General features: G+C 59.9%; 13 protein-coding genes. 5 read left to right on the top strand and 8 right to left on the bottom strand.

Going from position 1 to position 18,837, the window contains the following annotated elements; translation table 11 throughout:
- Positions 1 to 359: 359 nt before the first annotated feature.
- From H7F49_RS17525 to H7F49_RS19950, 4 genes are read left to right on the top strand one after another with little or no spacing between them, the layout of a single operon-like run.
- Complete coding sequence (locus tag H7F49_RS17525; RefSeq protein ID WP_185684862.1) at positions 360 to 3,200, top strand: hypothetical protein; 2,841 nt, start codon at positions 360 to 362, stop codon at positions 3,198 to 3,200.
- Positions 3,197 to 4,270 carry a hypothetical protein gene (locus tag H7F49_RS17520; RefSeq protein WP_185684861.1) on the top strand — a complete coding sequence of 358 codons (1,074 nt, stop codon included), beginning with the start codon at positions 3,197 to 3,199 and terminating at the stop codon, positions 4,268 to 4,270. Before H7F49_RS17525 ends, H7F49_RS17520 begins: the two co-directional genes overlap by 4 nt.
- A 15-nt stretch (positions 4,271 to 4,285) precedes the next feature.
- Positions 4,286 to 9,838: a DEAD/DEAH box helicase gene (locus tag H7F49_RS17515; protein ID WP_185684860.1), complete on the top strand. Its 5,553-nt coding sequence runs from the start codon at positions 4,286 to 4,288 to the stop codon at positions 9,836 to 9,838.
- 37 nt (positions 9,839 to 9,875) lie between these two features.
- A complete protein-coding gene (locus H7F49_RS19950) occupies positions 9,876 to 11,852 on the top strand; it encodes a DEAD/DEAH box helicase (RefSeq protein WP_185684859.1) in 1,977 nt (658 codons plus the stop codon).
- Here the strand turns inward: H7F49_RS19950 and H7F49_RS17505 are convergent.
- The 4 genes from H7F49_RS17505 to H7F49_RS17490 form a co-directional block, all read right to left on the bottom strand.
- A complete protein-coding gene (locus H7F49_RS17505; RefSeq protein WP_185684858.1) occupies positions 11,849 to 13,879 on the bottom strand; it encodes a Druantia anti-phage system protein DruA in 2,031 nt (676 codons plus the stop codon). The genes H7F49_RS19950 and H7F49_RS17505 overlap by 4 nt on opposite strands.
- Before the next feature lie 76 nt (positions 13,880 to 13,955).
- Positions 13,956 to 15,413: an ATP-binding protein gene (locus tag H7F49_RS17500; RefSeq protein WP_214647890.1), complete on the bottom strand. Its 1,458-nt coding sequence runs from the start codon at positions 15,411 to 15,413 to the stop codon at positions 13,956 to 13,958.
- 116 nt (positions 15,414 to 15,529) lie between these two features.
- Positions 15,530 to 15,853, bottom strand: coding sequence for a hypothetical protein (locus tag H7F49_RS17495; RefSeq protein WP_185684857.1), 324 nt, complete (start codon positions 15,851 to 15,853; stop codon positions 15,530 to 15,532).
- Between the two features lie 4 nt (positions 15,854 to 15,857).
- Positions 15,858 to 16,265 (bottom strand): DUF3768 domain-containing protein, encoded by a 408-nt coding sequence (locus tag H7F49_RS17490; RefSeq protein WP_185684856.1) that lies wholly within the window; start codon positions 16,263 to 16,265, stop codon positions 15,858 to 15,860.
- A 107-nt stretch (positions 16,266 to 16,372) separates the two neighbouring features.
- On the opposite strand from H7F49_RS17490, the gene H7F49_RS17485 reads away from it, so the two are divergent.
- Positions 16,373 to 16,861 (top strand): hypothetical protein, encoded by a 489-nt coding sequence (locus tag H7F49_RS17485; RefSeq protein WP_185684855.1) that lies wholly within the window; start codon positions 16,373 to 16,375, stop codon positions 16,859 to 16,861.
- Here H7F49_RS17485 and H7F49_RS17480 read toward each other — a convergent pair.
- The 4 genes from H7F49_RS17480 to H7F49_RS17460 form a co-directional block, all read right to left on the bottom strand.
- Positions 16,855 to 17,088 (bottom strand): hypothetical protein, encoded by a 234-nt coding sequence (locus tag H7F49_RS17480; RefSeq protein WP_079731416.1) that lies wholly within the window; start codon positions 17,086 to 17,088, stop codon positions 16,855 to 16,857. The two genes, H7F49_RS17485 and H7F49_RS17480, sit on opposite strands and share 7 nt — an antisense overlap.
- 24 nt (positions 17,089 to 17,112) lie before the next feature.
- On the bottom strand, positions 17,113 to 17,718 hold the full coding sequence (locus H7F49_RS19660) for a DUF6927 domain-containing protein (protein ID WP_235982303.1): 606 nt from the start codon (positions 17,716 to 17,718) through the stop codon (positions 17,113 to 17,115).
- Positions 17,719 to 17,728: 10 nt separating this feature from the next.
- Positions 17,729 to 18,385 carry a hypothetical protein gene (locus H7F49_RS17465; protein WP_185684854.1) on the bottom strand — a complete coding sequence of 219 codons (657 nt, stop codon included), beginning with the start codon at positions 18,383 to 18,385 and terminating at the stop codon, positions 17,729 to 17,731.
- Positions 18,386 to 18,487: 102 nt separating this feature from the next.
- The gene (locus H7F49_RS17460) at positions 18,488 to 18,772 is read right to left on the bottom strand and encodes a zincin-like metallopeptidase domain-containing protein (RefSeq protein ID WP_185684853.1); all 285 of its coding nucleotides are present in this window, start codon (positions 18,770 to 18,772) and stop codon (positions 18,488 to 18,490) included.
- Positions 18,773 to 18,837 lie beyond the last annotated feature (65 nt).

Genomic DNA, 18,837 nt, shown 5'->3' with positions numbered 1-18,837 from the left:
GTATCGCTTCGAGACCCGCGTATGCTGCGCGCGGGTGGCTGGGGTCCACATGCCTGTCTCCGAGAAGTCTGCAAACTCCCGGAATCACATGTGTCTCAGCCGCTCAACCCCTTTCGAAACGGCCTCTAAGAGCATGGTTCATGACCTCAATCTCTGGAAAGCTGCGATGAAATTGATTTAATGAAATTTTCGACTCTGCCGTGGACAGTGTCTTCTTCTGGTAGCGCTCGGTTTCGTAGTGTGTAAGCTATTGGTGCGTTGGCCGTTATGATGGGGTGGTCAGTTGCCCTAAAAGGAGATCCGGTGGTCGGTTTCGTTTATCGGGCGCTCGCCTCAGCAGTAATTCGCAGGGGCATGCGGTGAGCGCCGATCTTGGACAACTTCAAGATCGCCTTGAACATCATTTCAAAGCCCTTTCAGAAGAAAGAGGCCAACGGAAGCTCCCTGTCTATGCGCTTGAGCATGGTCTTACGGTAGAAGAACTAGAGTTGATGACGAATGGCCTTAAGCGAAGGCTTGGCATCGGCGGATACACCCTTTCGACACATTGGCTACTTTGGATCGTGTTCGCAACCGAACAAGGTTACGACTACGACGGAGATGAATATTGGTATACATTTGGGCGGCGCATGCCCGGATGGGATCATGGTTGGCGCCCCTACATTCGTTCCTGGTTTAGGCGGTTTCAACGAGATTACGGAGGACTTCGGCCTGTTGGCCCTTGGGCGAGCAATTTTTCAATCATTGCCTGGCCAATCACCCATTCTTTGCTGCCGAAAGACTTGCAATCGCAGCTCGCACGCAGCCTCTATAATTTGCGCTACAATTTGGTGGCTAGACTGAACTTGCCGGTGGCAGAACTTGGACGATACGTAGCTCGAATGAGCTATGGTGGCAGTTCCCGCTATCAGAACTTCCTCCAGCAGGAAGCACTCGTGGGCAGCATAGTCCTGGCCTTGTTGGCACATCGTGCCGAGGTTGGGGTAACTATCATCCCTGCAACTTTGGAACGTATCGTCAGTGACCTGGAGCGGGCGAGGAGCGCACGCCAATGGCTCCATGACACGCGAAAAGCGGTTGAAACCGCGATAATCAGAGGTGCTGCGCGGAACGTCTCTGTGCACGGTGGCCTTCAAAACTCACGTGAACCCGAACATAAACCTTCCATTCGTCCCTCGCTGGTGCTGCGACAAATCCGCACGGACGAATGGTCCCCCACAATCGAAATTCCCAGCTTTGCTGAGGTTGCGGACCTCGCTCCGGAACTTGGTGAATTCCTGCGTACGACACGATGCCAAGTCGCGGGCTCCCCAGGCTGGCGGCCTCCAGGCTGGCTTCTCAACGGCTCGCAGCGTCGAACACTTGAGCTGTGGCCTGCGGCAGGCAAGCCAGTGTTGTCCTTCCAGAAGCCAAATGCGGTGATGGAGCATCTGCTGGCAGGCGAAGGGACCATTCGTTCGGGGCCGACCTGGCTGTTTCGGATTGGCCCAGATGGCCAAGCGATGGAAGTACTGTCCAGGCTGATCAGACCGGGGAAATCCTACGTTCTTGTGGCACGCGGCGACTTGCCCTCGCTTTCGTTGGCTAAGCCTACGTCCATTATTTGTCGAGACGTCATCGCTGTGCGGTTTCACGTGCCGGCCACCCTTTCGGATGAGTTGATCGCAGAATTCAAAAAGGCCGATTTGTCGATCGCCGAAACAATCCGAGTCTGGCCGGCCGGTCTGGCGGCGCGAGCTTGGGATGGCGAGGGCGCGACCGAATGGCTTGAAAATGAAAGTCCGGTCTTCGCCATCGAGCACGATCACCCCTTGGATCATTACATCTTGAGCCTGGACGCTGGGCCGAGCGTACGAATTCCAGCTAAGCCGCCAGGCGAGCCGACATTTGTGAAATTGCAGCCCCTTGCCCCCGGTAACCATGTTCTAGGCATCAGCGTTGCGCGTGACACGAACGACACCGCAAAACGACCGGTAGAAGGCGTGATTTCACTGACGGTCCGTCGCCCCAATCCGTGGGTGAGCGGGACCATCGGGCACACCGGGCTGATCGTCTCTTGCGAGCCGCCGTTCCCCACCCTTGACGAATTTTGGGAGGGTCTCACGCAACTGAGCGTGTTGGGTCCGGCAGGGCGTCAAGTTACGGTGACCATCGAACTGCTTGACGGTACTGGTAACCGGCTTGGGCGGGAACAAGTTGCCCAGCTTACGCTTCCCTTGGGACCAGATTCCTGGCGAAATGCCTTTACAGCGTTTGCGCGCGTGGAAAAGCAACCCTGGCATTACCTCGGCGCGGGAGCCGGCCGCATCGTCGTCGATGGCGAGGAATTGGGCGTGGTGCACATTGCGCTCAGTCGCGACGTGGCCCCCTTGCGGTGGGTCTGGCAAGATACAAACCGCACAACCCACTTGCGGCTAGTCGATGATCACGATGCCGAAACACCTCTACAGGTGACATTCACCTCTTTCGAAAGACCTGTTCAAGCCATTCCACTCAGTTTGGAGGACGTCGTTACCGGCATCGAGCCGCCTTCGCCTGGAGGGTTATTCGTCGCGACGTATGGTGATAAGCACGAAGCTCTCGTGGTGAGTTCACGCAAGATCTCTGGTGGATTGAGCGGTTTGCTTATTGAGCCTGAATTCGGCGAAATGCTTGTAGAACCCAAAGAAGTACTCGCTCTAATCAAAGCGATAAGCATCTGGTCGGCAGCACGACTTACTGGGGCGCTGGCGGCAGAACGCCGGCAAAATATCGTTTTGCGACTCGAGGAGCGGTTATACGATGTCATGCTCGGTCCGGATTGGGCACGAGCCGAGAGTAAACTGAAGAACGGCAAGGTTTCTTTCGATATCGCGGTCAAGGGTCTTCTGGACTGCTTTGATAAGCGGCATCGGGCATTTGCCTTCATCCTGGCGCGGGACGCGCATAAACATGCGCATGCGACAGCGGATGCGAGGGCGCGGGAATTCGCTATATTAGCCCAACGGTACAAAGTTGCGCCGGGTGCGATTACCAGACCTGCGATTGACCTGGGCGAAGCCATAGCAGGCAGAATGCCGTTTTCTGATGATGATCTGTTGTCGATCATCAAAAATGTCTGGGATCAGCCTGCGTTGGCTGCGGGCGAGCGCCTCATCCAGTTGTTGGGGCATCGACCAGATCGGTACAGTTCGCCCGACCCCGCCGAAAGGGCGTTATGATCGAGATAGTCACAGCGGATATTGTGAAGAGCGCGGTGCGCGCTGCGCTCGGAGCACCGTCCGGCTCAGTCTTATTGGACGAAGCCTACCTGGCGCTTGCCCTGCGGCGTTTGGCTGGATTTCTGTGCCCCGGATCACCCCGCACCTTGGTGCGGGCAATGGTCAATAGTCACCGCGGTCTGGTCGACGACCTTGTTGGTTTTGCCGAGCGCGTGGAGGAGGTTCTCGATACTCTCGTTGCGATTGGAGACCTGCTCGAGGTCCGCGATGTCGCGCTTGAGGATGATGAGGTTAAGGGGACATGGTTGGTGGCAGCGCCGCCGGCTTTTGTTGCGCGCGAAAGCGGCAGCGCCTTTATCCTTGGCATATCAGCCGACGAACAAACGCCTCTTCCAGATGAAATGCGCGCTCGTGTCATGGCCGACCGAACTCTGCGCGTTATTGAAACGCAGGGAGACGAAGATTTGTCGGCAATCCTCCGCGAGCTTGGTTTGCGCGAGCTCTCTGCCGAAGGTTGGCTCCGCACTCCGCGGAGGTCAGACGCTGCCACATTGCTGGCGGGCTTCGACAGCAGGCTCGCAGCCTGCGCACGTTCGGGCGAGGTGCCGGACATTCAGGTATTGGATGGAAGCAAGAATACGAGAAGCTACCGGAGGCGGTGGACGGGACCCGGCAGGCTGACCGGGAATTTCGTGGTCCGGCGCCCGCAGACCTATGGTGCCGATTTATGGGGCTATGCAGAGTTGCGTGAAGGCTCTGCGCAAAAATTGCTCGACTTGCCCATGACTGGTGACCGTTGGAGAGGATGCGACGCTGCCTGGCGGATTCAAATGGCGATCGACGCACTCGCCGGGCGCCCGCAGGAATACCGGCTAGTAGAAGCAGAAGCTGGCTCGCGTTTTGATCTCTTTTCGCCGATACCGTCCTGGGCAAGGCGGCGGCTCGCGGTCATAGGTCGGGAGGTCGAACCCGAAAATTGCCTTATGAGCTTCCTAGTCACCACCGCTGAGGTGGAGGCGGAGGAGGCTTTCCTGAAGGATCAACTCTATTTGTCGCGGGCGACCGCATGAGGGGGCGTTACTGAAATGGCGAGAACGATTCAGGAGACCATCGATCGTCTCCATTCCTCGCTGAAGGAGTACATCGAGGCCACCTACCACATCGGTGACCCTGCACTGATTGAGCAACGCCGCACGTTACTCGAGCGGACTGGAGTCACCCATCAGGAGCCATTTCTTGAAACAACCCCACGCTATCAGGTTGGGGCCAAATTTCGGGACATGCCGGGGCTGCCGCCCTCTGCACGATCAATCTACGAAATGCTGTCGAGTGCTCGCAAGCATCGTCCGCGGCTTCTTTTCGACCCCCCCTACCGCCATCAGGCGGACGCCGTCGATAACGCCCTCGTAGAGGGCCGCAACCTTGTAATCATGACGGGGACAGGTTCAGGTAAAACGGAATCCTTCCTGCTACCCATCCTAGGCAAATTTGCCCGTGAAGCTGCCGAGCGGCGAGCATCGTTTGCGCAGCCCGCGATGCGAGCGTTGCTGCTCTATCCCATGAACGCCTTGGTGAACGACCAGTTGGGGCGCTTGCGGGCCATTTTCGGTGATCCAGACCTGGTCACGCAATTCGTGAAGTGGGCGGGCCGACCGCCGCGTTTTGCGCGGTACACGAGTAGAACGCCTTACGCCGGCGTCCGAACGGGAAAAAAAGACGGGCGCAAGCTTACCTCCTTCGAGGCGTTCTACGTCGAGATTGAACGCCAGGCCTCGGGTCCCGTGTCTGACGAGCAGAAGGCGGCGGCGCGACTTCGCGATCAATTACAAGAGCGGGGTAAGTGGCCGGCCAAGCCGGACCTCGACAAATGGTTCGGTGCAAAAGGCTCGCGATGGGTTGACCCCAAAACCGGAGATTTCCTTCGAGCTGTAACGCTGGAAGAAGATTCCGAGTTGATCACGCGCCACGAGGTCCAAGCATCGTGCCCGGATCTCATGGTCACGAACTATTCCATGCTCGAGTACATGATGATGCGCCCGATCGAACGGACGATCTTTGATGCTACCCGGGAATGGTTGGCGGCCAACCCAGCAGAAAAATTCACGGTCGTCCTGGACGAAGCTCACCTTTACCGTGGTGCGGCCGGTGCCGAAGTCGGGCTTCTGCTTCGCCGGTTGCGTGACCGGCTCGAGATATCGACTGACCGCTTCCAGGTGATCTGCGCTACTGCAAGCTTTGATAGCAAAGAATACGCGACCGAGTTTGGCGCACAGCTCTCCGGCGTTCCGGCCGAGAGTTTCGTTGCCGTCACCGGCGATCTTGACCTGCGGCCGCACGCTGCGCCCGGTACAAAGGCAGAAGCCGAAGTGCTGGCGGATCTTGATCTGGAGCTCTTCTATTCGCCGCGAGAGGAGGACCGCGCGGCGTCGGTTGCTGGTTTCCTCAAGCATCGGGGCGTTGCGCCCGCTGCGGGGATCGAACGCGACCTTTTTGAAGCCCTAAAGACCTTCCCCCCCCTTGGCCTCATTGTGAATGAGACAATGGGTTCCGCTCAGCCCGTGGCGGAACTCGGCGAAAGGATCTTCCCCGACACGCCGGAGATCGCGGACAGTGCAGTGACTGCGCTCCTCGCCATCGGCAGCGTGGCGCGCGAGCAACCCGACGCGTCAGGGCCGCTGCCATGCCGTGTGCACAACTTCTATCGAGGACTTCCCGGTCTCTGGGTGTGCATGGACCCGGACTGCAGCGAACTGGCCGAGGAGGATCGCAACGGGATCTGCGGCAGGATGTACGGCCAGCCTCATGAGGTTTGCAGTTGCGGATCGCGGGTGCTTGAATTCTTCACCTGCCGGAGTTGCGGATCGGCTCACGCGCGGGCCTATTCCGATGACCTCGATTCCCCTGATGCACTCTGGTCAGAACCCGGCCGACGCTTGCGCATGCCCGGCATGGAGACGGTCCCGCTTCTCGAGCTTGATCTGTTGCTCGAGACGCCAAAGAAGATGGAATTGGCAGAACTTGCCGAATACGACCTCGATACTGGTCGCCTTTCAACAGGCGAGCGGACGCGTACGGTCTATATCCGCAAGAACAGGCTGGCACCCACGGTCGACGAGGATGACGACGACGAAGGTGGGAAGTCCGACGACAATGCGGATCATCGAGGGCGGTTCGTCCCCTGCGCGGTCTGTAACGAGACGGCCAGCGGACGAACAACAATCCAGGATCACCAGACAAAGGGTGACCAGCCCTTCCAAGCCCTGGTATCTCGGCAGTTGGCGGTGCAGCCGCCAGGAAAGCAGGGTGCCTCTGCCTTCGCGCCATTGCGGGGCCGAAAGGTGCTCGTTTTTTCTGACTCTCGCCAGGTTGCAGCGCGTCTGGCCCCGAACCTGCAGATGTATTCTGTCCGCGATGCGCTCCGCTCACTAATCATCTGGGGGTTCGGTCGACTTTCGAAGTCGACGGTGATCCAGCCATTGCTGAGTTTGGATGAGCTCTATCTTTCGGTGCTTCTGGCGTCGAAGGTTCTGGGCGTGCGCCTGCGACCTGAATTGAAATCCGGCGAAAATTTCTCCACCGCTGAGCACGCAGTCGAAATGGCAGTTCAACAGAATGCGGAAACCGATGACGCAAGACTTGCAATGCTATGGATGGAGACCAGAACCGAGGTTCCGCCTGCTGCGTTGCTCGACGATATCGTAAAGACCGTCCAAGACCGATACCTTGGGCTCGAGGCGCTTGCGCTGGCTTCGATCCGCGAACGTGCCAACAAAACCAAGGATCTGCACGCTCTACCAAACATCCCCGGCGTCGCCGAGAGTGACGATGACAAAGTCGCCCTGGCTCGCACGTGGCTGCGTTGCTGGAGGCCCGTTGGTTTTTGGCTGAATGCTATGCCTAGCACTTGGTACAAGCGGCCGCGGGGACGAGGGACCAGCGTAAACTCGCGCAAAGGCACCTTCAAGGCGATGGACACCGTGCTGAAGGATTCTGCCGCCCGCAAGGCTTTCAAAGTCTGGACCAAGGCGTTGCTAGAAATATTCACCCAGGATCAAGGTGGCGGTGCCCGACGCCTTATGGGGCAGTACCTTTCGCTGGAACTGGAGGGCGCTTGGCGACGGTGCACCGACTGTAAGTCGGTTCACCGGCCGGTACGAACTATTCCGCATTGCCTCGACTGCGGAAGCACGGCGGTAGTCGAACTGAATCCCATGGAGGACAGCGTTTTTGTCGCGCGGAAGGGCTATTACCGCAGCCCGGTGCTTGGCACCCTGGGTACACCGAGGGAAGTGCCAATGGCACTAATCGCAGCAGAGCACACCGCTCAATTAAACGCGCCGCAAAGCGATGATGTCTTCTCAAAGGCCGAGGAAAACGAACTCCTGTTCCAGGATGTCGAACTCGACTGGGGCGTTTCCGCCGGTCAGAATACGGCGATTGACGTGCTGTCGAGCACGACCACGATGGAAGTCGGTATCGACATCGGTGCCTTGTCTGGTGTGGCGCTACGCAACATGCCCCCGGGGCGCGCGAACTATCAGCAGCGCGCTGGCCGTGCCGGCCGTCGCGGTAATGCCGTTGCTACGGTCGTCGCATTCGGCAGTGCCGACAGTCACGATGAGCACTATTTTAGTGAACCGAAGGAAATGATCTCGGGAAAGGTTATCGATCCCAGACTGACGCTCGATAACCCTGACATCGTGAAGCGGCACATCCGCGCCTTTCTGCTGCAGGCCTACCACCAAGTACGGCTACCTGCCTTCGATCCCAACTCAAGCCCGGACCTTTTTTCGGTTCTCGGGTCGGTTGAGGATTTCAAGTCGACCGGAGCGGTTCTGAACGCTGGGGACTTCAAGGCATGGCTTGAGGCGAACGAGGGCGAACTTCGCGAGCGTGTGGCATCCTGGATCCCGGAGGAACTGGCAGGCGAGATGCGTGAGGCTGTGCTCGACGAGATGGTCGAAGACTGCGCTTCGGAAGTCGATAAGGCAATCGCCAACGATGCAGTCGAAGGTGAACGGCTCGAGAAGGCCGATGACGACCCTGATGATGACGGCTGCGAAGTTCAAGACGAAGTGGGAGAGGAGGCCCCTCCAGAGAAAGCTCTGACGGGTACTCTGCTCGATCGGCTGCTCTACAAGGGTGTGTTGCCACGATATGCCTTCCCGACCGACGTTGCGACCTTCAACGTGTTTGACAGGGAGCGATCAACCGAATTCCGCCCCATTATGAAGTTTGCGCCCTCACAGGGCCTACCGGTCGCCTTGTCGCAGTATGCGCCAGGGAAGCAGGTCTGGATTTCGGGCAAATGCTACACGTCAGCTGCGATCTACTCGCCGATGTCGGAGGACAGGTTTGCCGCTTGGCAGAACCGCCGACTATATCGGGAATGCAGCGAGTGTGGCTTTGCCGAAACGGTGAAAATCGATGTCGGCCTTGACCACAACCACGTCGCGGACTGCCATGCTTGTGAATCGCCCGGCACGTTCGGGCCTGCACGCTATTGGCTTCGGCCACCCGGGTTTGCTCACCCGATTGGACTGGAGGAGGTTACCTCTCCCGACGATATGCCAGAAACCAGCTATGCGACGCGGGCCAAGCTAGAAATGCCAACTCCCGCGCCGGAGGAGAAATGGATTCAGGTGAATGATCGACTCCGGGTGATGCCCATCAGGCAACACCTCCTTGTTTCCAACACTGGCCCCAAGCAGGAAGGCTATAACTATTGCACGCTTTGCGGGTTGATTGAGTCCTCAGCGGAAGGGACGGCATCTATCTTCAATCCGCATCTGAAGCCCTTTCCGCATAAGGATCCGACCTGTCCGGGAAACCGCACGTCGCGGCACATCGTGCTCGGGACCGATTTCATTACTGACATCGCGCTGTTTTCCATCCGGGTTGACGCGCCTTTGAAGCTCAAGCCCGGCTATTTCCCGACCGACGTCGCGCTCAGAACGGTGAGCGAAGCACTTGCAAAGGCGGCTTGCGCTATTCTTGAAGTTGAACCTGGAGAACTGATGGCGGAGTATCGTCCAGCACTGACCCAAGCCGGAAAGGTGGGGCTGGAAGCGGAGATATTCCTCTACGATACCCTTCCTGGTGGTGCGGGCTTTTCCCGTCAATTGGCCGACCGCGGAGCGGAATTGTTCCAGCGGGCTCTGACGATCATGAAGACCTGCCGCGAGAATTGCGATTCCTCGTGCTATCGGTGCCTGCGGAGCTTCAAAAACAAGTTCGAGCATGGCCTGTTGGACCGGCATGTCGGTGCGGAGCTCGTCGAATTTCTCCTGACGGACTCCATGCAGCCTTTCTCCGTCGATCGCGTCGAGGCTTCAACAAAAGTCTTGATGCTTGACCTCGAACGGAACTCCGAGGGCGGCGTCACCTACGAGCGTGGCGCTATCTTGAGCGTGCCCGGGATGGGCGACGTTGTGGTTCCAATCCTCGCCACGCGTTCGGATGGATCCCAGGCGGTCATTGCACTGGCGGGGCCGTTGACAGACGAACACCCATCTGACCCCCGTATTGCGGAAATGCGAGAAAAGTGGGACGGCGAGGTCATACCGATCAATGAGTTGCTTGTGCGCGGAAACCTTCCAACGGCCACGCGGATCGTTGAACAACGCGTGCTGATATGAAGATCGGCGATGGTGTGAAGGCGCACGGGGGCGGCGCGTGATCGAGATTACCGGTGTTGCGGAGGGCGACGAGTACGCTGCCGCCAAGCGCCTTGAAAGACGCATAATTGATCTTTGGCCAGACCTGGCGCGAAGCCGGACCGACACGGTCCGGATTTTCGTTGGTCTGAAGATGCATGGGCAGAAGCTCGAAGACCTCGATCTGGTTGTGATCGCCTCATTTGAGACGGCGCGTGACTTCGATCCGGAGTGGAAGTTCTTCGCCCGAGAGGGCGAGGCGTTTACGCCGAAGGCGGCACGGGTGCGCAACTTTGCGCTGGTCGTTGAGGTGAAGTCTCACGATGCAACAGGCGTGCGGTTCGAAAACACGGCGGGCTTTGTGCGGTACGTGCGGAATGGGGTCGAGTCCTGGGAATGCGTCACCGAGAAGAACCGAACGCAGATGTTTGAGTTTAAGAAATGGCTCGATCGTTTTGGCTTGGACCATGTCCATGTTCAAAACCTCGTCCTATTCACTGGCCTGAAGGAGCGCGACCTACCATCGCGGCCGCATGTTTGCATCGCAAGCGATACAAGCTTCGAGCGATTGCTAAATGTCCTTGGCCAGGTAGCGGGCCCGCGCGAACCCGATAGAAGGGTGACGCTGTCATACGGAAGCGAGGATGCGTTTCGTCGACTGCTCGCGGAGAACTCGCCGCTTTTCGCAACGCTAGAACCTACACCGCTAGACCGCCGGCGCATGGACCTTATCGCAAAATCGGCCTTACCTGACGTTTGGCTTGATGATCTCGGTGAGCGCCAGGTGCTGCTGAAGGGGCGCGGTGGCGTCGGGAAGACGGTGATCTTGTTGCAGATGGCTTACCGAGCATTCGACCAATCGGGTCAACGATCGCTCGTGCTGACGTTTAACAAGGCGCTTGTGGCGGACATGCGGCGCACCATGTCTTTGCTCGGCGTCCCGCGCAGCGTTGAGGCGGGCGGCGTGGCGATCGAGACTGTCCATGGCATCATTGGCCGGTTGATGCTCAAGCTCGGCGTTATCGACTGCTATGACGGGTTCCTCGACGACTACGATGCGCACAAGGAATCTTTGCTCGACTACCTGCGAAGCGGAGCGGTCACTTCCGACGATCTTGGCGCGATGATGCGCGCTGACGCGACCGAGTTCGACTGGGACCTAGTATTCGTCGATGAAGGGCAGGATTGGCCGGGTGACGAAATCGCCATCCTGAACGCCGTCTATGGTCCTCGGCGGCTCGTCGTGTCTGACGGCGTCGACCAGTATGTTCGGGATTCGGTGGCCGACTGGACGTCGGCTTTGCCGAAGGGGGATTCCCGAACCCGCCGACTCAAGAAGTGCCTGCGTATGAAGGCAAACGTAGCCTCGTTCGTGGCTGAAGTTGCGATGCGACTTGGATTGGAGGATTGGGACCTTGAGCCCAATGCTGACGCGGGCGGTGGCCGGGTGATCATCTACGACGGAGATCTCGCGGCCCAGCCCGAGCGCCTTGCGGAGCTCATTGAGGCAGCCCGAAAGTTGGGCAACTTTCCCGTCGACATGCTAGCCTGTGTCCCGCCCGGGGCAATAATCAAGCGAACTCATGGCCCTGGGAGCGTGCCGGCCAATGCCTATGCCGGGATCGGCGGCAAGGTGTGGGACGGAACGGCGCGGGATGTTCGGGAGGCCTATCCGACCGACCGCGAGGAACTCCGCTTCGTGCAATACGATTCCTGCCGGGGTCTGGAGGGTTGGTCAGTGGTCAACTACGACCTCGATCAACTGTGGAACTACAAATTGCGCCAGTGGGAAGCGGAGGGGCACGATCATGATCCGCTGATCGAGACGCGAGAGGAAGCGGCCGCCCGCCATGCGGCCCGATGGGTCATGATCCCCCTTACCCGCGCGATTGACACCCTGGTGATCAGCCTCGGGACTGCATCAGGCCCGCTTCGCAGTGTTCTTCGGCGTGTCGCCGACCGGCATCCCGATTTCGTGGACTGGATCGAGCTTTAATTCCTGCCGCGCTTGTCTGCCAACTCCAGTGGAAGGTCGTCATCAGGCGCTCGGAGGGAGCGTTGGACGGTCGCCGGTCCGAGCAAGCGCAGTGCTGCACGGGTCTCCGGTCGGCAGGCGCGGCTTTCAAGCCAGCGGCGACGCCATGCCGCCGCAATTTCGGAGGCGGAGGCGGCATTAAACTCTTCGCTTTCCATGCCCATGAGTGAGTCCCGCGAACCCAATCCCAACTCGCATGCGTAAAAGAGGCGCGGGGTGTTGTGATGAAGGATGGCGTCGCTTGCTACGCCGAGCGCCTCGAGGCCTTCCCTGATCTGACGGAGGCGGGGACTTGTCCCCTCGCCAAAGCGATTGTTGATTCTGCGCGATGTGTGCACGCTCTGCGCCATCTGACGCAAAGCATGCGCGGTGTCCGCGCCGAGATGTAGCGTGCCGAATCCTCCGGTCTTGCTCTTGCCGATCGAGTCCCACCGCAGGTCATGGTCGAGGCCTGAATGTTCAGCGGCCCTCAGGACGAGCCGGTTGTACTGGCTTGATCCAATGCCATAGAGGCTCGTGGTGGTAAGTACCCGCAGATCGGCAGGTTTGGAAACGGCACGACCTGCCATCTGCGACGCGATGACGCTCACCTGCCCACCATATCGCTCGGCGTAGTGGTCGCGCACTTCTTTGGAAGCGAGAAGGAGCGCCACCAGCTTTCCACCAAGGAGTTCATTGTACGGAGCTACGGCACCGCAAATGCTGACATCGACCACGCGGCTCGAAAGCCCAGCTTTGCGGAACTCGGCGAGAACGATATCGATCGCCCGCTGGCCGCTCTTAGCCTCTAGCAATTGTGACAGTGCCTCCTCGGGCTTGGCGAGAAGTTCGGCGGCGCGGAAGGTCTGCTTCGCGGAGAGGAGTTGGGCGAGAAGTTCGGCGCGTTTGCGCACGAACAGAAGATCTTCGGACGCAGCGCGCCAGTCCGTTGCGGGATCCGCCGCCTTTACGGTGCCGCGCATCGGCGGCACTCGGCCATTTTCGTCCCTGTTGGCTTCATAGTGTGCGCGCAGTTCAAGCTCTCGGGCATAGGCTGCTCCCGAGGCTTTCTGTTCGAGCCGCAGCACGGTGTTCTCGATGGGGTTTTCGATCTCCTCGAGAGTGACGAGGTCATCCCAGCGGACGTCCCCAATAGAAGCGTCCAGCCTCTCAGTCATCGCCTTGGCAAGGGCGGGTGCGTTCCAGGTCCCGGAACGGAGCTTGGCCTCCATGGGGCCGCGGAGCCATCCGATCCAGGTATCGCGGGCACTGAGACGCATCACCGGGCTTGCGAGCATGGCGATGCCCATCACAGGCCGGTTGGGACGGGCGGCGTTGCGAACAAGGACAAGAAGCTGCCGGCCTGGGATTGGACGGTACTCGTGAGCCCAAGTGTGGCGGAAATAGCGCCAGATGTCATTGAGCGGCAGGCCAGTATCGGCGCATCGACCGCCAGCATGGCAGATCTCGATCACGGGATCGACAACGCCAGCGAGTGCTGCATGCCGTTCCTGTTCGGGCATGGCGGCGATCCGCTCCAGTTCGGCGGCGAGTTCATCGCCGCTGTCAATCAGGTCAAGCACAGAGCTCCGTCCTTCTGGGCGGAGCGTCCTTCGTTCCATCCGGTGGATGAAGGTAGAAACCGAAGGCTCCTCGAGTTGGCGGCGGCGGGATGCCTGCAGAGCAGACCGGATGCGAAGCTTGACGTCCTCGACAGTCTGGTCGTCGTTTCGGTCGATGCTGGGGGGTTCGCACAGCAACGCCCCCTTCTTGAGCGATACTTGCCAGCCTTGATCGAAGAGGTCCGCGAACAGTAGACAGATCGCCCTTAGCTTGGTTCCCTCACCGTCGTCGATATAACTGCGCGCGAGGTTGCGTAGACTGTCGGCAAACTGTGGCGGCGTTGGCCCGGTAAAATCGAGCAAACTGTGCAGTTCTTCCCGCTCGCTCGGATTAAGATATGGCTCGAATCGGCGCTCTTTGCGGGGTTTATCGTCATTCTTGGTCATTGACGCCCCCTTCTGATCGTCGCCCCACGTGAGCAATGCCAATTCCCGTGGGCTGGTGCTAGCTGGTATGCCCACATCAGGTGTCTGAGCGCGCCGATCTGAGGGTCAGGGAGGCCAAGCGCTCCGACCAACCCTTCAACAAGCTGCTGTAGGCCGCCTGGACTGAGGGCTTGGCGGAGGATGAGCGGCATTCTATTTCGTCAAGCAGGAGGCCGAGCGCTTGGGAAGCAGTGATGCCATTAGGTATTCCAGTCGCTGAGGGAAGCTTCATCTGACTTGTGTTTCGGGTTGCTATTGGAGCGGCGACAGGTCCTTGGGCCAGTCTCTCGCTTTTTGCCACCCTGACTTTAGTTCGCAAGTGCTCGATTGCCTTGGGAAGGCCTGCGACCCGGAGGTGATCCCACATCTCAGGCGTAACGGATACCTGCTGCTTGGAGGTGGTAACTCCGAATGCCTCGTCGAGTGCGGCAGAGAACTCAACCTCCACGCGGATGTACCGATCATTGTTCATGAATATTGTCCAGGGTGTTCGCGGCCGGACATCGATCAGGCGTCCATTTCGACTGAATAGAACGCCGTGATATTGCTTTATAATGGGAAATCGGGGATTAGCATTCATACCGACCGCATCGCGGCTCTTATCCGTGGCTGCGAAACTCGGTGGAATCCATGCATAACGTAGGACCACCTCCCCGATGCGTCCTTCCGCCGTGTGCAGTTTGAAGCTTACCGGGTCGAGTGCGATCGCCCTGTCTTCATCAAGGTCAAAGAGTTCGGCATCCGGATTGAGAAATAGGGGGTCGATGGGGCGCACCGCAGTTCCGTCGATGGTAAGTCGGGTGGCCGACAGCAGCTTGTGATAGGTCACCCCAAAGCGTCGGATCAGGTTGCGCTTGAGGCCGGAGGCGGTTGACCAGTCGAGCCGGTCTAAGTGGTCGATTACAATGATGGTACCTGCTCGCCAGCCGGTGGGATGTGCTTGCCGAATGGCCCGGCGGAGAAAAGGCGGAAGGATGGCAGGCTGAGCAGGAGGAATTGCTATTTTGCGGCTCGATATAGCATTGCCAGATACGATGGCGTCCACGTCAAGTTTCACCGCATGAAGGCGGTGGCCTTTGGTCTTCGAATATATTGTAAAGCGCCGGCCGATGCTAACTGCGGCACAAGGTAAGCCATAGCCGAATCGACCCAAACCGTCGCGATCATTCTCACGGTGTGTGCCACCCCACAGCAGTGCAATCCGCATCATAGCAGGGTCCATACCGTGGCCGTCATCAATAATGGCAATCTGGCTTGGCTTCCGCTCCCCGTCCACATCTTGAAATGAAAAAACAATGTCGATCGACTCCGCATAAGCTTGAATCGCGTTATCTACGAGTTCTGCAAGGGCTTCGACGTTAGATTGGTACCCTAAATGCCGAATGCCTCTAATAAATGCCTCTGGAACGATCAGATCAGTATTTCGGACGCGTGACCGGGCGGCATATTTGTTTTGCTTTGCGACGACCTTTGTGTGAGCGCGAGACATATCCATTCTCTCTCGAAATGATGTGCAGGCACATATGAGTGGCCGAACCTGCACCAAATGAGGCCGAACCTAATTGCCAGATGAAGGCGCGGGTGTGACCGGTGGCTGAGAGGCCTTGTGATCTAATAAGTATGCCCCAGAAAAGTATCGATTATCTTGCCAAGACGCGCACCAGTAGCCGAATGGCGGATGATTCTATCTGCATCCAGCCGCTTCGTCAGATGTGGTGGCAGGTTTGCAAATTCGGAGATTGCCACTTCGAGCGCTGCAGTGTTCCTGAGTTCGTTCGGTCGCGCCCCTCGCCAAGCGGCAATTCTTAGCTCGCCATCAGATTCAGGCCCCGCGAATACAATGGCGAAATAAGTGACGAAATGCGCATCCCACCCGACCGCCACCTCGAACACATCAGTTCGATGCGGATAGGGCTGCAACGAATACCGGCTCATCGGCTCACCAGTCGCTCGCCAGCATGATCGTGACGACGCGGAAGCTTTGCTGCGCGTCCCACGGCGTTTCCGACCCCCAGGAAAACGTCCCGTCGTTGGCGTAGACATCGATCTTCCAGAAGATCTTGTGCCCCTGAAACTCGACCGCACCAAAGTCCCGCTCGCCGTGAGGGTCGTTCCCCGATTCGATGGGGGTTTCGTTGATCAGCCTGCGCAGCGCCGCCTGGCCCAGCATCAGACTGGCTTGCCGGGTGCCGACGTCCTCGGCGTCACCGGCAAGGATGTTTGCCAGCGCCCGCGTGAACACCGTGCGCGACGTGGGCAGCGAGCCGGCGCGGGCCGCGTCATTGAGCCTGGCGATCTCGGCCGTGTGGTCGGCAGCGACCGGCGTGGGTTGGGCAAGCTGGATCATGGTTTCTTCCTTTCAAGATTGTTTCCCACCGAGTGCCCCCTCCCCTCCGCTGTCCGGTTGACGGGGTTTGAGCGTTCACGCTACGTTCTTTTGGAAAGGATTTCGCCATGCCCGCTCCCAGCCACCTCGGCCATTTCGATCTCGACATCGGCCTGCGCGATGCGTCGTGCGACGAGAACCTGCCGCCGGTGCGCCGGGCGATCGCGGCGCTATGCATCGGGGTCGGCGTGGACGACGCCTATCTGTCGGTCCGGGAACTGCGTGAGGCAGTGTCGCTGGTGCATGAGAACGCCCCCGGCGGGCGGGCGAAGCTCGCCGGTATCCTCAGCACCCAGTGCGACGATTTCCAGCGGGCGATCTATTACTGCCTCGCCGGGCGCGGCGTGGTCGAGATGGCCGAGGCGATGGATTGGCTGCTGACGGTCCTCAAGGCACGCGGCCGGACCGCGGCCTGGCTCAGCCGCATGCGGGTGCGGCGCAAGGATCTCGTTTCGCCCTATGTCAGCGAAGCGCCCGACGGACCGGTGGTATCGGCCAGCCCCGATTTCGAGCTTGGGCAATCGTGGTTCGTCGAACGCGGGCCAGGCCCCTACTGATCATCCGGCTCGTCATCGTTGCACGTGACGACCCGTGAGACGGTGCGCCCCGGCGCCGCCTTGCTCGCCAGGACCACGCGGAAGGGCTGCAGCGGGTTGCCGGTCTTGACCACGGCGGTGTCGCCCTGGACGTGCTCGGCGACTCGGGTTGCGATCCGGTTGGCGTTCTCGATGCTGCACAAGCGTGCCCGCTTGGACGAGCGCTGAGGTGGTGCGGGGTCGGTCATGGCGCTACTCGCTTGGGTGCCAGGTCACGAAGCTGACGGGGCTGCGGGCGGCGGCACGATCGTCCAGGCCCGGCTCATCAGCTTGCTGATCTTCACCCCGACCCCGTCGCTGACCCGGCGTAAGGTAGTCTTGCGGCCCGACTGGACCACGCGGAAGCTGCGCTCGCTCTGCCCGTCGGTAAAGGTCAGCGGCTCGGCCAGCACCAGCATGTCGCCCGGCGCCGGTTTGCGGCGCGTAGTCAGCGCCAAGCGCTGTCGGCACTGCTCGCGCCACTGCGCAGCGTATTCGTTGCCGGGAGGACCGAGCAGGTCGAGGATCGATGCGGGACAATCGTAATTGAAGGGCCCCATCGTCTCGCTCATGTCCTTGTAGCCAAACTCTTCGCCGCTGCGCGCGCCGGGGTTCCATTTGACGAGGCAGATTATCGCGAATGTCTCGCGCGGGGCTTCGAGGTCATAGCTCTGGCAGGCGGCGTAGTAGGCGCCTGACCGGACGGTCGATTTGAGGACACGCAGGCCCGTCGCCCGGCCCTTCTCAGGGTCGGGCGGATAGGTGCACTGGTTGTCGAGATAGGCCTTCGGCGTGGCGAACGGAGCCATGCCGCCGCGGGACATGAACAGCCAACCCATGGCGGTTCTCCTAGACGAGCGCCTGTTGGCGCGGATTGATGGAAAGGCCGGTCTCGCGAACGACGAGCGCACGGAAGCTCTGCGGCGCAGCAAGGACGGCGATGTCGCAGAAGTGATTGCGGTCGCCCAAGTAGTCCTGGCGGCCTTTGCAGCGGCGGAACATGACTTCGCGGCCCGGACGGATGCAGGGGATCGAGACCTGGACATAGATTTCGTCGCCGTGGAGCGTGATCTCGCCCGAGACCGCTGGCCCCGCGAAGTTGCTGCGCAGGTCATATTGGTCCGGTTCGAGACCGAGATGGCGGGCTGCAACCCGCAGCGCCGAGCGGGCTTCGCGGTGGAAAGCGCGCTTGGCTTCAGGATCGTAGCCGATGCCGCGGCGGGCGAGCGCCACCAGTGCGGGCTTGGACTTCAATTCGTCGATCTTGGCGAGACACTGCCGGCGCAGCGGCAGGTCTTCTGCGAAGGTCTCATCGGGCGCGTGGCCGAGCGCGATGCGGCCGATGTGACGCGCGAGCAGGATGGTCGCGGGATCGCGGGCCGGGTCGATCCCGGCGTTGCGGGCGTCCTGCATCGCATCGACGACGGCCTGGGTGGCGGTGGCAATGGTCGCGAGCGCGTCGGGCTGCAGGGCACGGCGATATCGGAAGTCGAGATCGTAGTTCATCGGTGAAAACTCCTTTGCGCCCCCTGGCGCACCGGGCTCCCACCCCCTCCCCTTCCCGCTCGCTCTGCGAGCGGCCCCAGTGTCTCCGCTTCCCGGCCGCCGTCAGGCTGCCTCCTTGAGTTCGTCCGGCAGGATCGAACCGAGCGCCGGATCAAACTGGCGCAGCCACTTCACCGCCTGCTCGGCCTTCGCCGCCGCATGGAGAATCGCGGTCTTGTCGCCGCGCAGGATCTTCATCCAGTGGTGGATGTAGGAGGCATGGCTGTCGTGCAGCTCATTCGGGAGGCCGTATTCGGCGCAGAGGGTCGCCTGACAGAGCGAGGCAACATATCCTGACAGTCCAGCGCTAATGTGAATTCCAGCGCCATTTTTGCGAACCTGTTTCACGCCGCAATCTCCTCGGCCTGAGGCTGCTGGGCATGCATCCAGTCGGCTGCGGCCTGGGCCTTGCT

The sequence above is a fragment of the Novosphingobium aerophilum genome, assembly GCF_014230305.1.
Classification (GTDB): domain Bacteria; phylum Pseudomonadota; class Alphaproteobacteria; order Sphingomonadales; family Sphingomonadaceae; genus Novosphingobium; species Novosphingobium aerophilum.
This window is presented reverse-complemented; position numbering and strand designations above follow the sequence as displayed.